General features: G+C 41.2%; 28 protein-coding genes and 1 tRNA gene. 20 read left to right on the top strand and 9 right to left on the bottom strand.

Translation table 11 applies throughout. The features are described 5' to 3' along the window. The first annotated feature begins 15 nt into the window (after positions 1-15). From EFK13_RS12635 to EFK13_RS12620, 4 genes are all read left to right on the top strand, one after another. Positions 16-1932 (top strand): LTA synthase family protein, encoded by a 1917-nt coding sequence (locus EFK13_RS12635; RefSeq protein WP_129505164.1) that lies wholly within the window; start codon positions 16-18, stop codon positions 1930-1932. 82 nt (positions 1933-2014) lie between these two features. Continuing rightward, positions 2015-3145 carry a M14 family metallopeptidase gene (locus tag EFK13_RS12630; RefSeq protein WP_129505297.1) on the top strand — a complete coding sequence of 377 codons (1131 nt, stop codon included), beginning with the start codon at positions 2015-2017 and terminating at the stop codon, positions 3143-3145. A gap of 70 nt (positions 3146-3215) precedes the next feature. Continuing rightward, on the top strand, positions 3216-4271 hold the full coding sequence (locus EFK13_RS12625) for a YqgU-like beta propeller domain-containing protein (protein ID WP_455577878.1): 1056 nt from the start codon (positions 3216-3218) through the stop codon (positions 4269-4271). Between the two features lie 2 nt (positions 4272-4273). Then, on the top strand, positions 4274-4588 hold the full coding sequence (locus EFK13_RS12620; RefSeq protein ID WP_010334936.1) for an MTH1187 family thiamine-binding protein: 315 nt from the start codon (positions 4274-4276) through the stop codon (positions 4586-4588). 31 nt (positions 4589-4619) lie between these two features. Here the strand turns inward: EFK13_RS12620 and EFK13_RS12615 are convergent, their stop codons facing one another. Further along, on the bottom strand, positions 4620-4793 hold the full coding sequence (locus EFK13_RS12615; protein WP_014114408.1) for a DUF2759 domain-containing protein: 174 nt from the start codon (positions 4791-4793) through the stop codon (positions 4620-4622). Positions 4794-4950: 157 nt separating this feature from the next. On the opposite strand from EFK13_RS12615, the gene EFK13_RS12610 reads away from it, so the two are divergent. After that, entirely contained in the window at positions 4951-5586 is a 636-nt protein-coding gene (locus EFK13_RS12610; RefSeq protein ID WP_129505166.1) for an MBL fold metallo-hydrolase, read from the top strand. Between the two features lie 38 nt (positions 5587-5624). On the opposite strand, the gene EFK13_RS12605 is transcribed toward EFK13_RS12610, so the two are convergent. After that, positions 5625-5870: a DUF2626 domain-containing protein gene (locus EFK13_RS12605; protein WP_064814210.1), complete on the bottom strand. Its 246-nt coding sequence runs from the start codon at positions 5868-5870 to the stop codon at positions 5625-5627. 233 nt (positions 5871-6103) lie between these two features. On the opposite strand from EFK13_RS12605, the gene mgsR reads away from it, so the two are divergent. Continuing rightward, complete coding sequence (gene mgsR, locus EFK13_RS12600; RefSeq protein ID WP_129505167.1) at positions 6104-6481, top strand: transcriptional regulator MgsR; 378 nt, start codon at positions 6104-6106, stop codon at positions 6479-6481. A gap of 66 nt (positions 6482-6547) precedes the next feature. Here the strand turns inward: mgsR and EFK13_RS12595 are convergent. Continuing rightward, positions 6548-6618, bottom strand: a tRNA-Gln gene (locus tag EFK13_RS12595). 86 nt (positions 6619-6704) lie between these two features. On the opposite strand from EFK13_RS12595, the gene EFK13_RS12590 reads away from it, so the two are divergent. Continuing rightward, a complete protein-coding gene (locus tag EFK13_RS12590; RefSeq protein ID WP_129505168.1) occupies positions 6705-7544 on the top strand; it encodes an STAS domain-containing protein in 840 nt (279 codons plus the stop codon). 53 nt (positions 7545-7597) lie between these two features. Here the strand turns inward: EFK13_RS12590 and EFK13_RS12585 are convergent, their stop codons facing one another. After that, positions 7598-8926, bottom strand: a complete 1329-nt coding sequence (locus EFK13_RS12585) for a hemolysin family protein (protein ID WP_129505169.1) — start codon at positions 8924-8926, stop codon at positions 7598-7600. A gap of 145 nt (positions 8927-9071) precedes the next feature. On the opposite strand from EFK13_RS12585, the gene corA reads away from it, so the two are divergent. The 10 genes from corA to EFK13_RS12535 all read left to right on the top strand — a co-directional run bounded on the left by corA (position 9072) and on the right by EFK13_RS12535 (position 14903). Beyond that, complete coding sequence (gene corA, locus EFK13_RS12580) at positions 9072-10025, top strand: magnesium transporter CorA (protein WP_129505170.1); 954 nt, start codon at positions 9072-9074, stop codon at positions 10023-10025. Positions 10026-10087: 62 nt separating this feature from the next. Next, positions 10088-10498 carry a CBS domain-containing protein gene (locus EFK13_RS12575; protein WP_129505171.1) on the top strand — a complete coding sequence of 137 codons (411 nt, stop codon included), beginning with the start codon at positions 10088-10090 and terminating at the stop codon, positions 10496-10498. A 213-nt stretch (positions 10499-10711) separates the two neighbouring features. Then, positions 10712-11782, top strand: a complete 1071-nt coding sequence (gene comGA / locus EFK13_RS12570; RefSeq protein ID WP_129505172.1) for a competence protein ComGA — start codon at positions 10712-10714, stop codon at positions 11780-11782. Beyond that, entirely contained in the window at positions 11769-12806 is a 1038-nt protein-coding gene (comGB, locus tag EFK13_RS12565; RefSeq protein ID WP_129505173.1) for a competence type IV pilus assembly protein ComGB, read from the top strand. Before comGA ends, comGB begins: the two co-directional genes overlap by 14 nt. A gap of 13 nt (positions 12807-12819) precedes the next feature. Then, positions 12820-13116 carry a comG operon protein ComGC gene (gene comGC, locus EFK13_RS12560; RefSeq protein WP_129505174.1) on the top strand — a complete coding sequence of 99 codons (297 nt, stop codon included), beginning with the start codon at positions 12820-12822 and terminating at the stop codon, positions 13114-13116. Further along, positions 13106-13537, top strand: a complete 432-nt coding sequence (comGD, locus tag EFK13_RS12555; protein ID WP_129505175.1) for a competence type IV pilus minor pilin ComGD — start codon at positions 13106-13108, stop codon at positions 13535-13537. Before comGC ends, comGD begins: the two co-directional genes overlap by 11 nt. After that, on the top strand, positions 13521-13868 hold the full coding sequence (comGE, locus tag EFK13_RS12550; RefSeq protein WP_129505176.1) for a competence type IV pilus minor pilin ComGE: 348 nt from the start codon (positions 13521-13523) through the stop codon (positions 13866-13868). Before comGD ends, comGE begins: the two co-directional genes overlap by 17 nt. Positions 13869-13893: 25 nt before the next feature. After that, positions 13894-14277: a competence type IV pilus minor pilin ComGF gene (gene comGF / locus EFK13_RS12545; RefSeq protein ID WP_129505177.1), complete on the top strand. Its 384-nt coding sequence runs from the start codon at positions 13894-13896 to the stop codon at positions 14275-14277. Further along, positions 14278-14652 carry a competence type IV pilus minor pilin ComGG gene (gene comGG / locus EFK13_RS12540; protein WP_129505178.1) on the top strand — a complete coding sequence of 125 codons (375 nt, stop codon included), beginning with the start codon at positions 14278-14280 and terminating at the stop codon, positions 14650-14652. Positions 14653-14723: 71 nt separating this feature from the next. Further along, positions 14724-14903, top strand: a complete 180-nt coding sequence (locus EFK13_RS12535) for a YqzE family protein (protein ID WP_129505179.1) — start codon at positions 14724-14726, stop codon at positions 14901-14903. A 41-nt stretch (positions 14904-14944) separates the two neighbouring features. On the opposite strand, the gene EFK13_RS12530 is transcribed toward EFK13_RS12535, so the two are convergent. Next, the gene (locus EFK13_RS12530; RefSeq protein WP_129505180.1) at positions 14945-15271 is read right to left on the bottom strand and encodes a YqzG/YhdC family protein; all 327 of its coding nucleotides are present in this window, start codon (positions 15269-15271) and stop codon (positions 14945-14947) included. A gap of 273 nt (positions 15272-15544) precedes the next feature. On the opposite strand from EFK13_RS12530, the gene tapA reads away from it, so the two are divergent. The 3 genes from tapA (at position 15545) to tasA (ending at position 17711) form a co-directional block, all read left to right on the top strand. Further along, complete coding sequence (gene tapA / locus EFK13_RS12525) at positions 15545-16306, top strand: amyloid fiber anchoring/assembly protein TapA (RefSeq protein ID WP_129505181.1); 762 nt, start codon at positions 15545-15547, stop codon at positions 16304-16306. Next, positions 16290-16862 (top strand): signal peptidase I SipW, encoded by a 573-nt coding sequence (sipW, locus tag EFK13_RS12520; protein ID WP_129505182.1) that lies wholly within the window; start codon positions 16290-16292, stop codon positions 16860-16862. Before tapA ends, sipW begins: the two co-directional genes overlap by 17 nt. A 63-nt stretch (positions 16863-16925) precedes the next feature. Further along, positions 16926-17711, top strand: coding sequence for a biofilm matrix protein TasA (tasA, locus tag EFK13_RS12515; protein WP_129505183.1), 786 nt, complete (start codon positions 16926-16928; stop codon positions 17709-17711). Between the two features lie 93 nt (positions 17712-17804). On the opposite strand, the gene sinR is transcribed toward tasA, so the two are convergent. From sinR to EFK13_RS12495, 4 genes are all read right to left on the bottom strand, one after another. Further along, on the bottom strand, positions 17805-18140 hold the full coding sequence (sinR, locus tag EFK13_RS12510; RefSeq protein WP_003226345.1) for a transcriptional regulator SinR: 336 nt from the start codon (positions 18138-18140) through the stop codon (positions 17805-17807). Positions 18141-18173: 33 nt separating this feature from the next. Further along, positions 18174-18347, bottom strand: a complete 174-nt coding sequence (sinI, locus tag EFK13_RS12505) for an anti-repressor SinI (RefSeq protein WP_064814194.1) — start codon at positions 18345-18347, stop codon at positions 18174-18176. A 185-nt stretch (positions 18348-18532) separates the two neighbouring features. Beyond that, the gene (locus tag EFK13_RS12500; protein WP_129505184.1) at positions 18533-19327 is read right to left on the bottom strand and encodes a YqhG family protein; all 795 of its coding nucleotides are present in this window, start codon (positions 19325-19327) and stop codon (positions 18533-18535) included. Positions 19328-19347: 20 nt separating this feature from the next. After that, positions 19348-21021, bottom strand: coding sequence for a DEAD/DEAH box helicase (locus tag EFK13_RS12495; RefSeq protein WP_129505185.1), 1674 nt, complete (start codon positions 21019-21021; stop codon positions 19348-19350). Positions 21022-21160: the final 139 nt, after the last annotated feature.

The raw sequence follows: 21160 nt of genomic DNA, 5'->3' as shown, positions 1-21160 counted from the left end.
GCATAGGAGGTTGAAATGCGAAAAACGTTTTTTTCGAAGATTTCATTTATGCTGATTGCCATTTTATTGATGTGGCTAAAAACGTATGCTGTTTACAAAACCAGTTTTCATATTAAAATCGACAATCTAACGCAGGAATTTATTCTGTTTATCAACCCATTGAGCTTTTTGCTGCTCATCTTTGGCTTCGGCCTGTTTTTAAAAGGCAAAAACAGAAATCGCTACATTATCGCGATGAGCTGTCTTGTTACGTTTGTATTGCTGGCTAATATGGTTTTTTACCGTTTTTACAATGATTTCTTAACGATCCCTGTTCTTTTTCAAACGAGCAATATGGGTGATCTCGGAAGCAGCATCGGAACACTTCTTGAGCCGACAGACCTCCTATTGGCTGTAGATATTGCGGTTTTAATATGGCTTCACATCCGGCAAAAAGCTTTTCAATCGGACATTCCCTCCACGAAAAATGAAAGGGCGGCATATTTTCTGTTTGTTGCTTCTGTTTATTTCTTCAATTTAGGCCTGTCCGAAGCGGAAAGACCTCAGCTATTGACACGCTCATTTGACAGGGAGATGCTTGTTAAAAACATCAGCCTGTTTAATTTTCATATTTACGACGGTGTTCTTCAGTCAAAGCAGTCCGCACAAAGGGCATTGGCTGACAGCAACAGCCTTACAGAAATTGAAAACTACGTAACCGCTAATGCGAAAGACGCCAACAAAAGCTTGTTCGGCGCTGCAAAAGGAAGAAACGTCATTCTCGTATCCTTAGAGTCGACGCAAAGCTTTGTGATCAATGAAAAGGTGAATGGAGAAGAGATCACGCCTTTTCTGAATGATTTTATTAAACAGAGCTATAACTTCAACAATGTTTACCACCAAACCGGCCAGGGGAAAACATCGGATTCTGAATTTATCGTGGACAATTCACTGTATCCGCTTGGACGAGGTGCCGTATTTTTTACAAACGCGGGCAACCAATACATGGCCGCACCTGAGATTTTGAAAAACAACGGTTATTATTCAGCGGTGCTTCATGCTAATAATAAAAGCTTTTGGAATCGTGACTTAATGTATGACTCATTTGGATATGATTCGTTTTTTGATATTAATTCATATGACGTAACCGACAAAAATTCAGTCGGCTGGGGGCTTAAGGATAAAGAATTTTTTGAGCAGTCTTCAGAGCTGATGAAAAATCTGCCTCAGCCGTTTTACTCGCGGCTGATTACACTGACGAACCACTTCCCGTTTGATCTTGATGAAGAGGATCAATTGATTGATGAATATGATTCAAGCAGCCAAACGCTAAATAAATATTTCCCGACAGTGCGCTATCAGGATGAGGCGCTGAAACGATTTATCGAAAAGCTGAAGGAAGACGGGTTATACGACAACTCTATCATCGTATTATACGGTGATCATTATGGGATATCGGAAAACCACAATGAATCGATGGGGCAGTTTTTAGGGAAAGAGATTACGCCATTTGAAGAAGTTCAGCTCCAGAAAGTGCCGCTTGTCATTCATATTCCCGGTATTACCGATAAAAAACCGCAAACCATTGAAAAAGTAGGCGGGCAGATTGATATCAGGCCGACGCTGTTGAACCTTTTAGGGATTGATACGAAAGATCACATTCAATTTGGTAACGATCTGCTTTCAAATGAAAAACTGGACTTTACGGTGCTCCGGGACGGGAGCTTTATCACAGATCAGGTTGTATACACAGACGGTGCTTGTTATGACAAAGATACCGGACAGCCGCTAAAAGAGGCAAAACAATGTGAAGCATTTGCTGATAAAGCGAAACAGGAGCTATCACTTTCTGATGAAATCATTTATGGAGATTTGTTACGCTTTTATGATCAGAAAAGGCTGGATCATTCGTCAAAACGAAAAGAAAAACAAATGCTTGATGAGGCATCGTAAACACAATGTCTCCCGCATCAAACTGAGCGGGAGGCTTTCTTTTTTTTAATACGCTGTCATATAGTAACAAAAAAGGGGGATGATGATGGCGTTTATTACGGTGAAACCTGAGATCAAGCACAATTTGGCCAGAGTGGCGAGAGAGCTGAAGATAGACGAGGAATTGCTTAGAATTGCAAATCGCTTTGCCGAGAGACATCAATTGTATTGTCCCGGTTACGTTATAGAAGAGCATAACGACAAGGAGTTTCAAACCATTCAGGACATAAAGAGCTTTTTACAGCCCCGGCAGCTGGACCTTTCTGATAACTGGGTGGAGCAAGAAAAAATCTATGATCATTCAGCTGTTCAAAAGGAAATCAAAAAAATCATTGATGTGTTTCCGTTTGTCTCATGCCGGGAAATCGGCCGTTCAGTACTCGGCAGGCCAACCTGGGAGCTGAAGACTGGCGGGGAGCATGCCGCAAAAAAGGTCCATATGAACGCCTCATTTCATGCGAATGAGTGGATCACAACGTCTGTCCTGCTGAAATGGTTTAAGGAATATTGTATGTCATTATGCTGCAGCTCGTCTTTTTTCGGCTTTTCTCCCATGAAGCTGTTCAGCAGCACATCCTTGTCTCTCGTGCCGCTTGTTAATCCGGATGGCGTTGATCTTGTCTTGAACGGAACAGAAGGCATGGGAGCCAGGAAAGATGAGCTCGAAAGGTTAAATGACCATCGCCCGAATTTTAATGAATGGAAAGCGAATATAAACGGGGTTGATTTAAATAAACAATTTCCGTCGCTATGGGAAATAGAAAAATACCGCAAACCAACAGTGCCCAGCTATCGTGATTTTCCGGGAACCTCGCCGCTTACGGAGCCGGAATCCATTGCGATGTACCGGCTGATAACGGAGAATCCGCCTGACAGAATGCTGGCTCTCCATACTCAGGGAGAAGAAATTTATTGGGGCTATAAAGGCCTTGAGCCTGAAGAATCTGCTGCTGTCGTAAAGGATTTTGAGAAGGTAAGCGGGAACATTTATAAAGGAATAAGGGATATAGACAGCTATGCGGGATTTCGCGATTGGTTTATTCACCATTATTTTAAAGAAGGGTATACGGTGGAACTTGGAAAAGGCCAAAATCCTTTGCCGTTTCAGCAGTTTTCACATATTTATCACGCGACAAACGGCATTTTGTGGAGGGCGTTATTTTTTCATGAGTAACTGAAACTTTTTCTTTTTTCTGCCGAAGCAAATATGAGACAATAAAGATGATGATCGGAGGGGAATGCTGATGAGATCAGTTTGTTTCATTCTGCTGTCGGCGTTGCTGTTTAGTTTATCGGCATGCGAACCATCTCATCAGCAGCAACAACAGGCATCGGCGGCAAAAGATGAGGAGAAAGACTTCATACCGCTTTCCGCGGAAAAAGCGGACGGAGCGGAAGGATGGCTTAATGACAGCACCATTTTATATACCGCGTCTGATCCAACGAAAACGGAGCTTTATGCTTATCGCATCTTTACCGGTAAAGCGAAAAAGCTCTATCAAACAGATGGTCAAATCGTTGATGTTCAAATCAATCCGAGAAAGCAGATGATCCTGCTGCAAATCACGCACAGCCATAAGACAGCGGTGGTTTTGCTTAATGCAAAAGGAGAGCCGCTTTACCAAAAAGATTACGAAACGTATGAACTGGAGGCTGCTTGGAATCAATATGATCCTTATCAAATAATGGTCACGGTATTCTCTGAAAACTGGGATTTCCATACATATCAGGTGGATGCTAAAAAAGACGAGTCTTTCTTAAGTCCGGTACAGGTGCCATTTATTCATTGGACATCCAAAACCACATTTGATTATGTAAAAGAGGGAAGAGACGATAAGTCAGGACCTTTATATTCGTTCGATACAGCGTCCAAAGCGGAACAGAAGCTTGAGGATGATGTTCTCTATTATGATTCTTTCCATCAAATGAATTTTACTGTCAAAGCAGCTTCCGGAGAAAAAGGGACGTATCAGTTTAATACGCCGCAAACAAAATCGCCAGCTAAAGCGGAATGGCCGCTCCAAACGAAATATACAAGTTTGGCCCCGATGGAGTATGACTATGATGAAGCAGAAGGCCTGTTTTATACGTTTAAGGAAAGCGGCGATGCATATAAGCTCGCAACTGTGAATGTGGCAACGGGAAAGGCAAAAGATCTTTTCTCTTTGCCGAGAATGGAGCCGATTCAAATATCTCCGAACGGGAAATATGCGTTATACGGCTTTCATTTTGAGCAGATCATTTTATTGAAATCACATGAAACGAAGCAGCTCATCATTGATCAAAAGGAGATGGAATAACGATGGCTATCGCAGATGTAACCATTATCCCAATCGGTACGGAAACACCAAGTGTAAGTGCTTATGTGGCCGATGTGCAAAAGATTTTAGAAGGGTATAAAGCTGAAGGGAAAATCAAATATCAGCTGACACCGATGAACACGCTGATCGAGGGAGAACTCAGTGATCTTTTCACTGTCATTCAGGCCATTCACGAAGCGCCGTTTCAAAAAGGGCTACACAGAGTGGCGACAAACATCCGCATTGATGACAGACGTGACAAAAAAACGACGCTTGAAAGCAAAATAGAAAGTGTCAATAAACATTTGCAGCAATAAAAATAAACCTGTATCCGATCGGATACAGGTTTTAATGTGCGGTTGGATAGCCGCTGTTTATCACGGTCATTACGGTAAACCAGCCAAAGACAAATAAGGTGGCTCCAGCTAATAAAAAACCAAGTATATTTCTATTTTTAACAGAACGCAAGACTCCCCATAAAGCGAAAAGAGCGACAAGGCCGAAAATCACGACAAGTAGCATTACGCAGCCCCCTTTTACATTGAAAAACCTGCAATTCTTTCCATTTTTATTCTACCTGTTTTTTATAGGTTTGTCGATAGCGTTTTCATTGCGATTGATTGAATCTTTTTTCAAAAACCCTCATAATAGGAGGATAAAAAAGAAAGAGGGGATAAAAGTGAAATGGAGAAGAATGCCAGTAGGGCCGATTCAAGCGAACGCGTATTTTCTCATCAGTGATGATCAATGCCTGATTTTTGATCCGGGCGGCGAAGGAAATAAAATCAATCAATACATAAAAGAAAAAGGGCTCACGCCTTTAGCCATTTTGCTTACACATGCCCATTTTGACCATATTGGGGCTTTAGACGAAGTGAGAGAAAAATGGGATATCCCTGTTTACCTGCATCAGAATGAAAAAAATTGGCTTACGGATGCCTCTTTAAACGGCTCCGGTATGCTGCGGGGGATAAAAGTCAAAGCTAAGCCTGCAGATCATCTGATTGAAGGAGACGGTGAGCTGAATATCGGGCCGTTTCATTTGGAAACATTATTTACGCCGGGACATTCGCCAGGCAGTGTTTCCTACTACGTGAAGGATGCAGACTTGGTGATCTCAGGAGATGTCCTGTTTCAAGGCGGCATCGGGCGTACAGATTTAATTGGCGGCGATCAAGAAACGCTGCTGACGTCCATTCATGAAAAATTGCTTACGCTGCCGGAGCACACGCTGGTGTTAAGCGGCCATGGCCCTGAAACAGACGTGCAGACAGAGCAGAATCAAAATCCTTTTTTAAATGGGTTTTCATTGTAAAAAAGAGACAAACCGATAAGGTTTGTCTCTTTTTGCATTTAATGGCCTCCGCCGCCGGGCGTCATAATAAAAATCGAGTAATATGTAAAGCCGGCGAAGAAAATCGTTAGATAAGCGCCAAAAATATAAATATACATGCGTTCAGTTAAATTCAAATACGATAGAAATACGAATAAGATCGTCTGTCCAAAAAATAAAAGGGAAGCATCTTTCATATCACCCAAATAAAACATGACTGCAAAAATTCCCGTCCAAAATCCTAACACCCGGAACATGCGATTCATTTTTATCCCCTCCCGAGAGTCCCTCTGACTGTTATTATAATAGATCACACCTAGAAATGTAAACATTTTCATTATTAATACACAAATGGAATTTCAACCTTTAATTGCGTTTTCTATTATATGAGTGATTTTTTAAAAATAATCCGAAAAAAAGTTCTGTAAATGGTTTAAATGAAAATTGATGCGGGTAGTTATTCTACAAAGAGATGGTTAACTGAGGAGGAAATAAACGAATGGAACAAATCATTTTTTACTCATATCCAAGCTGCACGTCATGCCGAAAAACAAAACATTGGCTAAAAGCGCATCAAATTGAATTTAACGAACGGCACTTATTCAGAGAAACCCCGACAGTAGAGGAATTAAAGTACATTTTATCGTTAACGACAGAAGGAATTGATGAAATTTTAGCGACAAGAAGCCAGACCTTCAAAAATTTAAATCTAAACATCGAAGAGATGACGGTAAATGAGGTGCTGGAGCTTTTAATCGAGAAGCCGAAGCTTTTGCGGCGTCCGATTCTTGTGGACAGCAAAAAGCTGGTGATTGGCTATAATCCGGGCGAACTGTTGAAGTTATCGAAGAAGAAAACGGTCCATCAATCTGCATGATGAAAAACCGAAGATCCGCTGATTTATACGAATCAGCTTATCTTCGGTTTTTCACCTGTTCAGAAACTGGGCTAGCTGGATTCGAACCAACGATCACGGAGTCAAAGTCCATTGCCTTACCGCTTGGCTATAGCCCATTGAATGTAAACATAGTATGTGTAGAGGCAGACGCGTTATACATATGAAACATATATTTTCAAAAAACAGGAGGTAGCTCATTAAGATGATAGCTCTTGATCAGCATGTAACAGAGCACAAAAAAGATATTATCAAACAATGGCTGGAAACTTGCACGTCAAAAGGAAGCTGGCTGCATTCCGCTAAAGATCAGCAAAAATTAGAACAAAAGTTAAAAGACCAGCACGAAGCATTAGTGACCATCGTGGCGAAATCCCTTAGGAAAGCAGAAGACGTAAAGGATGAGCTTAATCGATGGTCTCTTCAATGCGCCAGAGACCGTGCCGTTCATGAAGTGACTGTAACAGAAAGCGTCGGCCAATTTAACGCTTTCAGGCAGATCATGTTTGAATGGATTCAGAAATTCAGCGAAGCTTCTCCTCAAGAAATCAGCATTCGGGATATATATGAGTGGAGCCGGATCTTGAACCAAACCATTGATGAGATCATCGAGGTGTTTACTGAAGAATATCACCAGGTCACCATGATCCAATTAAACGCGCAAAAAGAGATGATTAATGAATTGAGCGCACCGATCATGCCGATTTCTGATGGAATAGGAATTCTTCCGCTTGTCGGTGAAATTGATACGTACAGAGCGAGGACGATTTTGGAATCGGTGCTGCAACAGTGCTCAGCGTTAAAGCTATCGTATTTATTTTTAGATATTTCGGGCGTACCCATCGTTGATACAATGGTGGCCTATCAAATTTTTAAAGTGATTGACAGCACCAAGCTGCTCGGCATTGAGACGATTATTTCAGGAATCAGGCCAGAAATTGCCCAAACTGTGGTGAAGCTTGGCCTGGATTTTTCGAATGTGAAAACCGAGCAAAGCCTCGCTAAAGCTCTGGCTAATAGAGGATTTAAGATAGAAGAATGTTGATGGCGTTGCCATATTCATCCTAAAAATAAAAAAGCTGAACAGCCTCTCACAGGCTATTCAGCTTTTTTTACTTCTATAAATAAAATGTGATGGCTGTCAATATCTTTTACCTTAAAAGAGTAGCCGTCATAGTTAATGACACTTTCAGGCTCAGCATCTATATTTTGTGTCAGAAACCATCCGCCCAAGGTATCCACTTCTGCGTCTGATAAATCTGTTCCGAGCAGGTTGTTTACATCGCTGATTAATAATTTTGCATTTAATAAATAGTGATCCTTTCCGAGCTCGCGAATATGAGGGACTTCATCCGCATCAAATTCATCGCGGATTTCTCCTACAATTTCTTCGACAATATCCTCGACAGTGACCAAACCGGAAGTCCCGCCATATTCATCAATGAGGATGGCCATATGAGTGCGTTCCTTTTGCATTTTCAGCAGTAATTTATAAATAGGAATCGTTTCGATAACATGGATAACGGGCTGAATGAAAGGTTCGATTTGCTGTTTATCGAGTGAAAAATCTTTCGTCAGCATTGAAAACAGCACTTCTTTCATATTGATTACGCCGATGACGTTATCTTTATCCTCTCTGACCACTGGGTACCGTGTATATTTTGTTTGCTTCACTGTTTCCTGCAGATTAGGAACGGAATCTTCATCAAGTGACAAACTGACCATTTCATTTCGCGGCACCATGATTTCCTTTGCCATTCGTTTATCAAACGTGAAGATATTATTCATATATTTCAATTCGCTTTTTCTGATTTCACCGCTTTTATAGCTTTCAGCCAAAAGAACCCGCAGCTCTTCCTCCGTATACGCCAGCTCATGCTCTGATGCCGGCTTCAGTCCAAACGCCCCTGTAATCAACCGGGCAGAGTGGTTCAGCAGCCAAATGAATGGAAACATGATTTTATAAAACCAAATAAGCGGTTTGGCTAACATCAAGGTAATGGTTTCTGCTTTTTGAATGGCGAAGCTCTTTGGCGCGAGCTCCCCGATGACGACATTTAAATACGTCACCGCTAAAAAGGCGATAACAAGTGACAGAAGGTGGGTAAGCGACTCATTTAAGCCTGCTTTATGAAAAAGCGGCCGAAGCAGGGTTTGCACAGTCGGTTCCCCAAGCCAGCCCAGTCCTAAAGCTGCGACTGTGATGCCCAGCTGGCAGGCTGATAAATATTCATCAAGGTGAGTGATGACATGCTTTGCGGCTTTAGCGCCTTTCTTTCCTTTTGCAACAAGCTGATCAATTCTGGATCGCCGCACTTTTACGATTGAAAATTCTACGGCGACAAAAAATCCTGTTAACAAAATGAGAATAGCGACTGCTAGTAAATTGACAAATTCCAAAACAACTGCCTTCTCCAAGGAAGGCATGCACCTCCCTTTTCCGATGTCTTTCTACATTCCATACCACCGGAAAATAGACATAAAACATGCGTTAAAGCGGCTGACTGGTTTAGCGATGCCTTTCTTGGGCAATTAAAGAATAAAAGAACAAAAGTTTGGAGGAGCTTGACATATGAAGGCACATACGGGAAAGGATTGGTTTTGGTACCAAATGGGGCCTCAGGAAAGAAATAAGGCAAGAGATCTGATCCATTTTTCTCATTGGCCTCAATGTGAAAAGTGGTTTGAAAATAACCATCATATTAATTTTTTGCGCGTAGATACAACTGAAACGGATAATGAAGCGGTATTTGGCTCGATTGTATATGATCAGGGACTTGGTGAGGAAAAAGACCATACTGTTTTTCACTTTTATATTACCAGACAATATTTTTTTACCATTAACTTTGATTTTTCGATTTTGAAAGGGATTAAGGGAAAACAAGTTGTTCAGCAAATGGAGCGAGCCGACAATGCCATAGAGGGATTTTTGATTCTTCTCGGCGAGTTAATGAATGCGTACCTAATCGGTGTTGATGAATTTGAAGTAAAGCTGAGAAAGCTTAGATGGCAAATCAAAGACGACAATAGCAAAAGCATTTTAAACCGTGTTCATCTTCTGCGCCATGAGCTGATGATCTGGAAAAACTTAATCCTCAGCGCAAAAAAAATTGAAATGGCGTTGAAAGAAACCTTTTTGCCGCAAAATGAAGGGAATAAGGACTATCAGCGAGCCCGTCTGAAAATCGACAGGGGGTTTACATACATCAGTGAATTTGAAGGGGAGCTTAACAATCTGCTGCATTCAGAGGAAGTCATTACCTCTCACAGGGGAAACGAAATTGTAAAAGCGCTGACCATTTTCACAACGCTTTTTACGCCGATTACAGCACTGGGTGCCCTCTGGGGCATGAACTTTTCAGTGATGCCTGAGCTGAATTGGAAATACGGATATCTCTTTTCTCTCTTATTGATTATCACGTCTACGGTCCTAATCTACCTATATTTGAAGAAGAAAGGCTGGACGGGAGATATGCTGCAGGAACGGAAGGATAAAAAGAAATCTCGAAAGAAACGGATGCTGTAGAATGTTTGATTTTTTGTGCAGCGGATAAAGAATAAATAGAACACGGTAAAGGAGGAATGGAAATGAAAATAAGAGACATCATGACGAAAAATGTAGAATGCTGTGAACCAACCGCTTCAATCACGGAACTAGCGAAAAAGATGAGAGACTCCAATGTCGGTTCTATTCCAATCTGTGAAAATGGGACACTTCAAGGGATTGTTTCTGACCGGGATATTGTGACGAGATGCTTAGCTGAAAATCAGATGGATGCACAAGCAAGTGACATCATGAGCCCTGACATCGTATCCGGCCATCCTGATATGTCTGCTGAAGAAGCGGGGCAGCTTATGGCAGAGCACCAAATCCGCCGTTTACCGATTCTTGAAAACGAACGAATTGCAGGTATTGTTGCATTAGGCGATCTTTCCGTTAAGAAAGATACTGATCAAAAAGCCGGAGAAGCATTAAGTGAAATTTCTAAAACAGCATAATGAATGATGGAGTGAAGCAGGCATGATGATCATCATGCCTGTTTTTTATTGAGAAAAACAATGATATCAAGGATGTAATTCAGCTGAAAATCTCTTTTCTTCCAGCAGGAATTTATTTTTCATCATATAACACCTTCAGAAAATCACTTTTTCCCAGTTTGATTGCCGCTCCTTCTTTCTCTACAATACGCATTGAAAGGAGAGGGAATCAAATTGGATTCAATAGAAAAGATAAGCAGAACCTTGATTGAAGAGGCATATATAACAAAGGCTTCTGATATTCACATTGTGCCGAGGGAGCGTGACGCCATCATTCATTTTCGGGTTGATCATGCTTTGTTGAAAAAAAGAAACATGAAAAAAGAAGAGTGTGTAAGACTGATTTCCCATTTTAAATTTCTCTCAGCGATGGATATAGGGGAAAGACGAAAGCCGCAAAGTGGTTCGCTTACGTTAAAACTTGAAGAGGGAAATGTTCATTTAAGAATGTCAACGCTTCCCACAATTAATGAAGAAAGCCTCGTGATCAGAGTGATGCCTCAATACAATATCCCTTCGATAGATAGACTGTCATTATTTCCGAAGACAGGAGCCACCTTACTCTCATTTTTAAAACATTCCCATGGCATGCTCATTTTTACCGGACCGACTGGTTCAGGGAAGACCACCACATTATATTCTCTCGTTCAATATGCAAAAAAACACTTTAATCGAAATATTGTCACACTGGAGGACCCTGTTGAGACACGGGACGAGGATGTTCTACAAGTGCAGGTGAATGAAAAAGCCGGTGTGACATATTCCGCGGGGCTGAAGGCTATTTTGCGCCATGACCCGGATATGATTATTTTAGGTGAAATCAGAGACGCGGAAACCGCGAAAATTGCTGTGCGGGCAGCGATGACGGGGCATCTGGTGCTGACGAGCCTTCATACGAGAGATGCGAAGGGTGCGATTTACAGGCTGCTTGAATTCGGCATCAATATGAATGAAATCGAACAGACTCTCATTGCAATAGCTGCTCAGCGTTTGGTTGATTTGGCTTGCCCGTTTTGTGAAAACGGTTGTTCATCGGTGTATTGCCGCCAGTCACGGAATACCAGAAGAGCAAGCGTTTATGAGCTCCTTTACGGAAAAAATCTTCAGCAATGCATTCAGGAGGCAAAAGGAAATCATGCAAATTACCAATATCAAACGCTGCGTCAAATTATCAGAAAAGGAATTGCGCTTGGCTACTTGACGACAAACAACTACGACCGGTGGGTTTATCATGAAACAGATTAGAAAAACCTGGCCGCTAAAGGATCAAGCACAGTTATTAAAGCGACTTGGTGAAATGACGTCGGGCGGTTATACGCTTCTTGATGGATTGCGCCTGATGGAACTCCAGATGAATAAAAGGCAGGTTGATGACTTGGCTGACGCGGTCACACGTTTGAGGGAAGGGGCTCCGTTTTATCAAGTATTAAAGAGTTTGTCATTTCATAAGGAAGCCGTGGGTATTTGTTATTTTGCAGAATCACATGGTGAACTGCCTGCTTCTATGATCCAGAGCGGAGAGCTGCTGGAGCGAAAAATTGCACAGGCGGACCAGCTGAAAAGAGTGCTGAGATATCCGCTTTTCCTTATTTTCACTGTAGCTGTCATGTTTTATATGCTACAGTCGGTCATCATTCCTCAGTTTTCCGGTATTTATCAATCGATGAATATGGAAACCTCACGTTCAACTGACATGCTTTTTGCTTTTTTTCAGCATTTTGATCTTGTAATTATGTTGCTGGCTCTTTTTGCTGCAGGTAGCGGGCTTTATTATTGGCTTGTATTTAAGAAAAAATCACCTGACCGGCAAATGCTTATTTGTGTCAGGATCCCTTTGATTGGAAGTCTTGTCAGGCTGTTTAACAGCTACTTTTTTTCTTTACAGCTAAGCAGCCTTTTAAAATCAGGTCTCTCCATTTATGACAGCCTTAACGCATTTAAACACCAAACGTTCCTCCCTTTCTACCGCTGTGAGGCTGAACAAGTGATTGAACGGCTGAAAGCTGGTGAATCAATTGAAGATGCTATTTGTGAAAGTCCTTTTTATGAAACTGATTTTTCAAAAGTCATATCTCACGGACAGCTGAGCGGCCGCCTTGATCGGGAACTTTTCACATACAGCCAGTTCATATTGCAGCGGCTCGAGCACAAAGCGCAAAAATGGACAGGCATCCTTCAGCCTATGATTTATGGATTTGTTGCAGCGATGATCTTAATTGTGTATTTATCTATGCTTTTGCCTATGTATCAGATGATGAATCAAATGTGAAAGGAAGAGGCTGATGAATGAAAAAGGATTTACACTTGTTGAAATGTTGATTGTGCTCTTTATTATCTCGATCTTGCTTTTAATTACGATACCGAACGTTACAAAACATAATCAATCCATTCAGAAAAAAGGCTGTGAAGGCCTGCAAAACATGATTAAGGCACAAATGACCGCATTTGAGCTCGATCATGAAGGGCAAACACCGAGCCTAGCTGATTTGCAGTCAGAGGGTTATGTGAAAAAGGACGCAGTTTGTCCAAATGGGAAGCGAATTATCATCAGTGGCGGAGAAGTTAAGGTTGAACATTAAATTAAATGAGGAGAAGGGATTTACCCTTTTAGAGAGCTTGCTTGTGTTAAGCCTCGCCTCTATCCTCCTGATTGCCGTGTTTACCACACTTCCTCCTGTTTATGGAAATACTTCTGTTCGCCAGACGGCATGGCAGCTGAAAAATGACATTATGCTTGCGCAGCAGACTGCGATGTCCAGTCATCAAAGAACAAAAATTCTCTTTCAGAGAAACAATTATCAATTAGTCATGGGTGATACGGTAATTGAACGGCCGTACGCATTGGGACTTTCTATAGAACCGCAGACATTAAAAGACCGCTTGGAATTTAATGAGAAAGGGCATCCGAATACAGGCGGAAAAATAAGAATAAAAGGACATGCTGTCTATGACATAACAGTTTATTTAGGGAGCGGGAGAGTCAATGTGGAGAGAAAATAATGGTTTTTCAACAATAGAAACAATGTCTGCGTTAAGCCTATGGCTGTTTCTGCTGTTGTCGGTCATTCCCATGTGGGACAAATTATTAGCTGATGAAAATATGGCAGAATCACGAGAAATCGGCTACCAGATGATGAATGAAAGCATAAGCAAATATATGATGACTGGGGACGAACCTGCTTCAAAAACAGTTACAAACAACCATATTAGCTATGCGCTGAAGTGGGAGGAGGAGGGGGAATATCGAAACGCATGCATCTCAGCAGCAGTTTATAAAGAACAACCATTTTGCCTCAGCATACTGCGGACAGACTGGCTATACGCTTCTTAATGTATTATTTTCGCTTTCCGTCTTTTTGCTCATATCAGGATCGTTAGCTATGATCTTTCAGCTGTTTTTGTCACGTCAGCAGGAACATGACGGTTTCACACAGCAAGAATGGATGATTTCGGTTGAACAGATGATGAATGAGTGCAAGCAGTCACAAGCAGTTAAGACTGCCGAGCATGGGAGCGTACTGATCTGCACCAATCTTTCCGGGCAAGACATCCGTTTTGAAACCTATCATTCAATGATAAGAAAAAGGGTAGATGGCAAAGGGCATGTTCCGATTTTAGATCATATGACAGACATGAGGGCTAATTTTGAAAATGGTGTAGTTTTTCTGAAAATGAAGAGTGAGAACGAAAAAGTGTATCAAACCGCTTTTCCGGTTTATCCATATTTAGGAGGAGGATAAATGTACCGCACGAAAGGGTTTATTTATCCAGCTGTTCTTTTTGTGTCCGCGCTTGTGCTGCTGATTGTGAATTTTACTGCTGCTCAATATGTTTCACGCTGCTTGTTTGAAAAGGAAACAAAAGAGTTTTACACAGGTGAGAATTTGCTTCAAAATGGCGCGCTTCTGTCTATTCGGCATGTTCTTGAGCAGAGGAAAGGACAAAAGGGTTCACAGCAGTTTGCATATGGGCAGGTTTCTTATCGCATTCACGATACGTCGATAAAAGAGCAAAAAGAAATCAGCTTACAAGCAAGGACGGAGTCTGGAATAGAAAGAACTGCACAGGTCGTGTTTGATCAAAAACAGAAAAAACTGCTGAGCTGGACAGAATAAAGCAGAGAAAAGGGTATAAAAAAAGTCAAGTGAGCCAACACTTCATAATAATTGAATGATGAGGTGATCACGTGAAAACGAATGATTATGTCAAATATATGACTCAGCAATTTGTCAAATATATAGATACTCCGAGAGATGAGCGAAAAGAACGAAAAGAGGTTCGGAAAGAAACAAAAACACCCGCTTCACAGCATTGGTTCGGTATTTTACCCTATGGTTTCAGGCTGTGGATGAAGCGGAAAAAATAATCGCAAATACAATGAATAAGGTCCTTCGAAAAGGGAGGACCTTATTGATATTCTTCTAATATGGCAATTTTATTGACCTTTTGGCTATAGGGATCGAATGAAATTGTCACAAATACGCCAAATTCCTTTGATCCTTCTCTCAGGGTTAAATGATATTGCTTCACGGCTTCATCTTTTCTTTTGCGGTCCCATACTTTTTGTTTGAACAGTACCTGTGCGAGCGGGTACCTTTTTTTTGCTTCTTTTACAGCAAGCTCTTCCCATTTGGACATGTGGCGGGCGGTCACAAGCGGTGCTTCTTCTGCGTGAGCGGCAGCGGTGCCGAAAACGAGAAGAGAAAGACAAATCATACATTGTTTGATCATCATGCTGTCACCCTTTCTTTGTTTATTATTACCAAATTATCAATGGATATGCATTTACTTTTTCGCATCATAATCCCAAGAAATTTAAAAAAATTTTAAAAAGATGAGCAAGACTGTGTAAGACTTTGTAATATGGCGGAAACATTCTTTTAAACGAACAAAATGGTCGATTTTGGTGTTTTTCAATCGATTAACCGTTGATTATACTCTATTTGTGTAGTTCTTTAAAAAGAACGATTGTCAAATAAAGTGACAGTGTTTTACAGGAGGTAAGATATGTTTCGATTGTTCCGCAATCAGCAACAGGCGAAGACGAAACTGAAAGTTTTGCTTATTTTTCAGCTTTCAGTCATTTTCAGTCTGACTGCCGCGATCAGCTTACAAATTTACGGTGATACAAGCGCTGCTTTTCATGATATTGAAACTTTTGATGTCTCGTTAAAAACGTGTACGGACTTTCAGCATACAGATAAAAACTGCCATTATGATAAACGCTGGGATCAAAGTGATTTGCGCTTATCAGATCAAACGGATACGAAAGGCACTGTATGCTCACCTGTCGCTTTATTTGCTGAGCTCAAAAATACAGGCGAGAAACTTAAAAAATCAAAGTGGAAGTGGGAGCTTCATAAGCTGAAAAATGCCCGCAAACCATTAAAGGATGGGAATGTGATCGAAAAAGGATTTGTTTCCAATCAAATCGGCGATTCACTTTATAAAATTGAGACGAAGAAAAAAATGAAAACCGGCATTTATGCATTTAAAGTATATAAACCGGCCGGCTATCCGGCAGACGGGCGTACTTTTGAGTGGTCGGAGCCTATGACGCTAGCAAAGTGTGATGAAAAACCGACAATCCCGAAAAAAGAAGCGAAGGCGGCCGTTAAAAAGGAGAGGAAAACACCTCAAAAGGATATACAAGAAAAATCAAATAAAGAGAATACATCTCAAGAAGCAGTAACAGAAGAAAAAGAAACTCAATCAGTTCAGAAGGAAAGCGGGGAAGAGGATGAAAAAAGCAATGAAGCTGATCAGTAATATTCTCTACGTGATCATCTTTACTCTCATTATTGTGCTGACACTAGTCGTGATTTCAACACGTTCATCCGGGGGCGAGCCGGCAGTATTTGGATACACGCTGAAATCAGTTCTGTCAGGTTCGATGGAGCCGGAGTTTAATACAGGTTCCTTAATATTGGTCAAAGAAATCACTGATGTGAAAGAGCTCCAAAAAGGTGACGTCATTACATTTATGCAGGATGCAAATACGGCGGTCACACACAGGATTGTTGACGTGACGAAGCAAGGAGACCATTTGTTATTTAAAACAAAAGGGGACAATAACGCGGCAGCTGATTCAGCGCTCGTATCAGACGAAAATGTCCGCGCGCAATATACAGGTTTTCAGCTTCCATATGCCGGCTACATGCTTCATTTTGCCAGTCAGCCGATCGGAACTGCTGTTTTACTGATAGTCCCCGGCGTGATGCTGCTTGTGTACGCTTTTGTGACGATCACAAGCGCGATTAGAGAAATTGAAAGAAAGACAAAAGCCTTAGAAACAGATACAAAGGACAGCACAATGTCTACTTAACATCAGTTGTAAACCTGGCAACGGGTTTCGATATAATATCATTCAATAAAAGGAGAGTTTGCCATGGGTATGAAAAAGAAATTAAGTTTAGGAGTTGCTTCTGCGGCACTAGGATTGGCTTTAGTTGGAGGAGGAACGTGGGCAGCCTTTAACGACATTAAATCAACGGATGCTACTTTTGCATCAGGTACGCTTGATTTATCTGCTAAAGAAAATTCAGCGAGTGTTAACCTGTCAAATCTGAAGCCGGGAGACAAATTGACGAAAGACTTCCAATTTGAAAATAACGGCTCACTTGCGATCAAAGAGGTTTTAATGGCACTGAATTACGGTGAATTTAAAGCAAACGGCGGCAGCAATACATCTGCAGAAGACTTTCTCAGCCAGTTTGAAGTGACCTTATTGACAGTTGGAAAAGAGGGCGGTAATGGATATCCGAAAAATATTATTTTAGATGATGCCAATCTCAAGGACTTGTATTTGATGTCCGCTAAGAATGATACAGCGGCCGCTGAAAAAATCAAGAAACAAATTGACCCTAAATTCTTACATGCAAGCGGTAAAGTTAATGTAGCAACAATTGACGGTAAAACAGCTCCTGAATATGATGGTGTGCCAAAAACACCAACTGATTTCGACAAGGTTCAAATGGAAATCCAATTCAAAGATGATAAAACTAAAGATGAAAACGGACTTATGGTTCAAAACAAATACCAAGGCAACGCCATCCAGCTTCAGTTCGCGTTTGAAGCGACACAATGGAATGGTTTGACAATCAAAAAGGAACATACTGATAAAGACGGTTACATTAAAGAAAATGAAAAGGCGCATAGTGAGGATAAAAATTAATAACAGCAATAAAAAGAGAAGGCCCGGTATATCATATACCGGGCCTTCTCTGTGTTTATTGACAAAAGAGGAGTAAGTGCCTCTGCTCAGGCACTACTCCTCTTTTTGGGATTTTCTCCATTTTTGATAATCTAAAAATTCACGAAATTGTTTTTTCGATACCCCGGATGTCATCGCATCGCGAACCAATTTCTCCCATTCACTATCTAATTGACCATCGTATTCGGTTTCATGTTTCTCATCGAGCAAAGTATGAACCGAGACGTCCAGAACAGCGGAGACTTTTTCGAGAAATTGAATGGAGGGGTTCGTTTGTAGATTTCGTTCTATTGAGCTTAAATAAGACTTCGCTACCCCAGCTTTTTCAGCTAGTTCTGATAGTGAGTAGCCTTTTTCTTTACGGTATTGTTTAATACGCTGGCCAATCAATGTCATCACCTTCCTTGTGATATTATAGCACATTCAGAAAGGATTTACGGTATGACTTCTGGTTGCCGGACCAGGATGAGCAGACTTTTTGTTTAAAAGTAAATATTTTCGTATTTCTTCAGGGCTGATATTCGCCTCTTTGGCTTTCATCATTAATTCAACCCATTCTTGATCTAATTCGAAGTGCTCTTGTTTTGCATTTTTCATGCAGTTTCTCCTCCTAAAATACTTGTTTATGTATTTCAGCCAGTCCGGCCATGACTCTTGTACTGCCTTCATTGGTCTCTGGAAGTCATTTGCCATTGAAATTGCCAGAATTTTTTTCCAATATACCTTTATTATAATCCCATTTTTTTAAAAAAAACGAGAACGATGTCGAATGGTAAAAAAAGTTAGATTGACATATTATTTTGCAGATAAAATAATCCGCCATTTTCAATTCCAACTGATATCTTTGGTTGATACAAGGCTTTCAGCGCCTGTTTTTCTAGATGATACTCTTCTGGTTTATCTTCTATATGCTCATAAAACTTGTCAAGCAATGTCATATCGTTTTTCCACCTGTTTACCGCCTGTTCTGCCCAGTCTGGCGGCTCCTGCATGGCGGATTTTGCAATATAGTTTTCCATCCGTTTAAGGCCGCTTTCTGGTTTAATCATAGGCGATATGGTGAAGCAATAGTCACATATTTGAGACGTCAGCGAAAGCTGTGTCAGCTTGGTGTGAAAATCTTCAATTATAGTTCCAGAGACTAGGTGAAGACCTAGTGACAATAGCTTATCCTTTTTCATGTCGGACTGGTATGAAATCGTGACATTTATACCAAGCCAAGGCTGAAGTGGGACTTTGGCTCCGGCTGATTTAATTTTCTCATACATTCTGGTAAATCTCCCATTTTGTTTAACTGCTTTAAATATTTGAAAGAGACGGGGCGCTCCAAAATAAATAAATTCGCCGTCTAGGTCTTTTGGAGCAGTTTCTTTGTCTGTAATAAAAGTGATTTTCATCGGATTCGGGTCGCCGCCAGTCTTCTCGCGCCAGTGCCAGTAGAAAGGGCGGTTCATGATCTGTTTGTCCATTTCAACTGTAAGCTGTACTGTCATATAGCCTGAACCTTGATCAACGATTTGGCAGCTGTTTGCTTGAAAAAAACGCAGCAGAAATTCGTGAACCTCTTGCTGTCTCACTAATAAAACCTCCTTACAGGCTAAGATCCTCTTTTTTCAGCAGGCTGCTGTTTTTTATAAGACAAAAATGACGCTAAGTTATCCATTTTTATTTTCATTTCTTCTTCTGTTGCGGAATGGTACAAAATATCGTGCAGGTGCTCTTCAAAGTTGTTCACTTGAATTTTCGTTAAAATATCATCAAGTTCGCCGACCACTTTTTCAAACAAATGAATTTTTTCATATAAAAGCTTTAAAATATGCTCTTCCACCGTATGTTTTGTCGCCATGTTGTAAATGTGCACGTCACGCTCCTGCCCGAGCCTGTGAATTCTTCCGATTCTCTGCTCAAGACGCATCGGATTCCATGGCAGGTCATAGTTGATCATGTGATTGCAAAATTGCAGGTTGATCCCTTCGCCGCCTGCTTCAGTTGCAATCAGGACTTGAATTTTCCCGCGGAAAAGATCTTTCATCCAGTCTTTTTTCCCGCGTTTAAATCCGCCTCTGAACGGCACAGAACTGATGCCGTTCTGCTGAAGAAACCATTGCAGATAAATCTGGGTTGCCCGGTATTCTGTAAAAATGATGACCTTATCGTCTATCTTTTTGATCAGATCAACGACCTGCAGCGCTTTAGAGTTTTGTGTCACTTGATTGATGCGATCTATTAAAACCGAAATGGTGTGCTCATCGATGGCGGGTGCTTGTTTCTCTTTTTGATCAAGCATTTTTTTCAGTGTCATATACACCGCTTCTCTGCTTGAACAGCATTCTCTTTGCAAGGTCATAATCGAGAACATGCTGGCCGGCTTATTGATGCCTTCCTTCAGGCTTGAAATTTCATCGTAAAGCGCCTGCTCTGATGGAGAAAATTCAATCGGCACTGTTTCAACATGCCGCTGTTTCCAATTCAGACCGGTGTCATGCCGCCTGTTGCGGATCATCACTTTATTCACAAGATCTTTTAAATGCTCATGCGCTTCTAAACTGGATTTCTTTTTGGCGAACTCTTCCTGAAAATGATTTTGACTGCCTAAATGGCCCGGCTTTAATAAGGACACCAAATTGAAAATCTCTTCGATGCGGTTTTGAATTGGCGTCGCGGTAAGAAGCAGGCAATATTTTTTTACGAGATTCCGGACAAATTCATAGTTCTTCGTTTTGCTATTTTTCAATTTGTGCGCCTCATCAATAATGACGAGATCATATGGGATTGACAGGACGATTTCACGGTGGGGCGAGCGCTTCGCGGTGTCGATTGATGAGACGACAATATCACATTGCTCCCACACGTAGCTTTTCTTTTGTTCAACAGCCGGGATCAAAAATTTTTCCTGAAGCTCTTTGACCCACTGTGAGACAAGGGAAGCGGGCACAAGAATCAATATTTTTTTGGCTAAGCCGCGGATCATATATTCTTTTAGAATCAGACCGGCTTCAACCGTTTTCCCGAGACCCACCTCATCTGCTAATATCGCTTTCCCATTCATTTTTTCAACCACCTTTTGCGCCACCTCAAGCTGATGGGGGAGCGGCGTAAAGGAAGGCAGATATAAAGGGGCCCGTAAGCCTTCAAATTCAGGAATGGCTAATGTTTTCTGGATTTCTGCAGAGAGCTTGTACAGTTCCCAGTTCGCCCACGGGCCATCGTTTTTCAGTCTTTCAGCGAATTCTTCAGGCCATTTTGCATCGTAGATCATTTCTGCGTTCATTGCTTTGAAACCGCCTTTCCTATTCTTCAAGTCTTAAAATAAACAATATAAGAAAAATCTGCCCAAATTGCTGTTGCCCAGCATATAGTGATGATGGTAGGATATGAATATGTATTTGATGTAAGATATTGCTATAGTA

It is taken from the genome of Bacillus cabrialesii (assembly GCF_004124315.2).
Taxonomy (GTDB): domain Bacteria; phylum Bacillota; class Bacilli; order Bacillales; family Bacillaceae; genus Bacillus; species Bacillus cabrialesii.
This window is presented reverse-complemented; position numbering and strand designations above follow the sequence as displayed.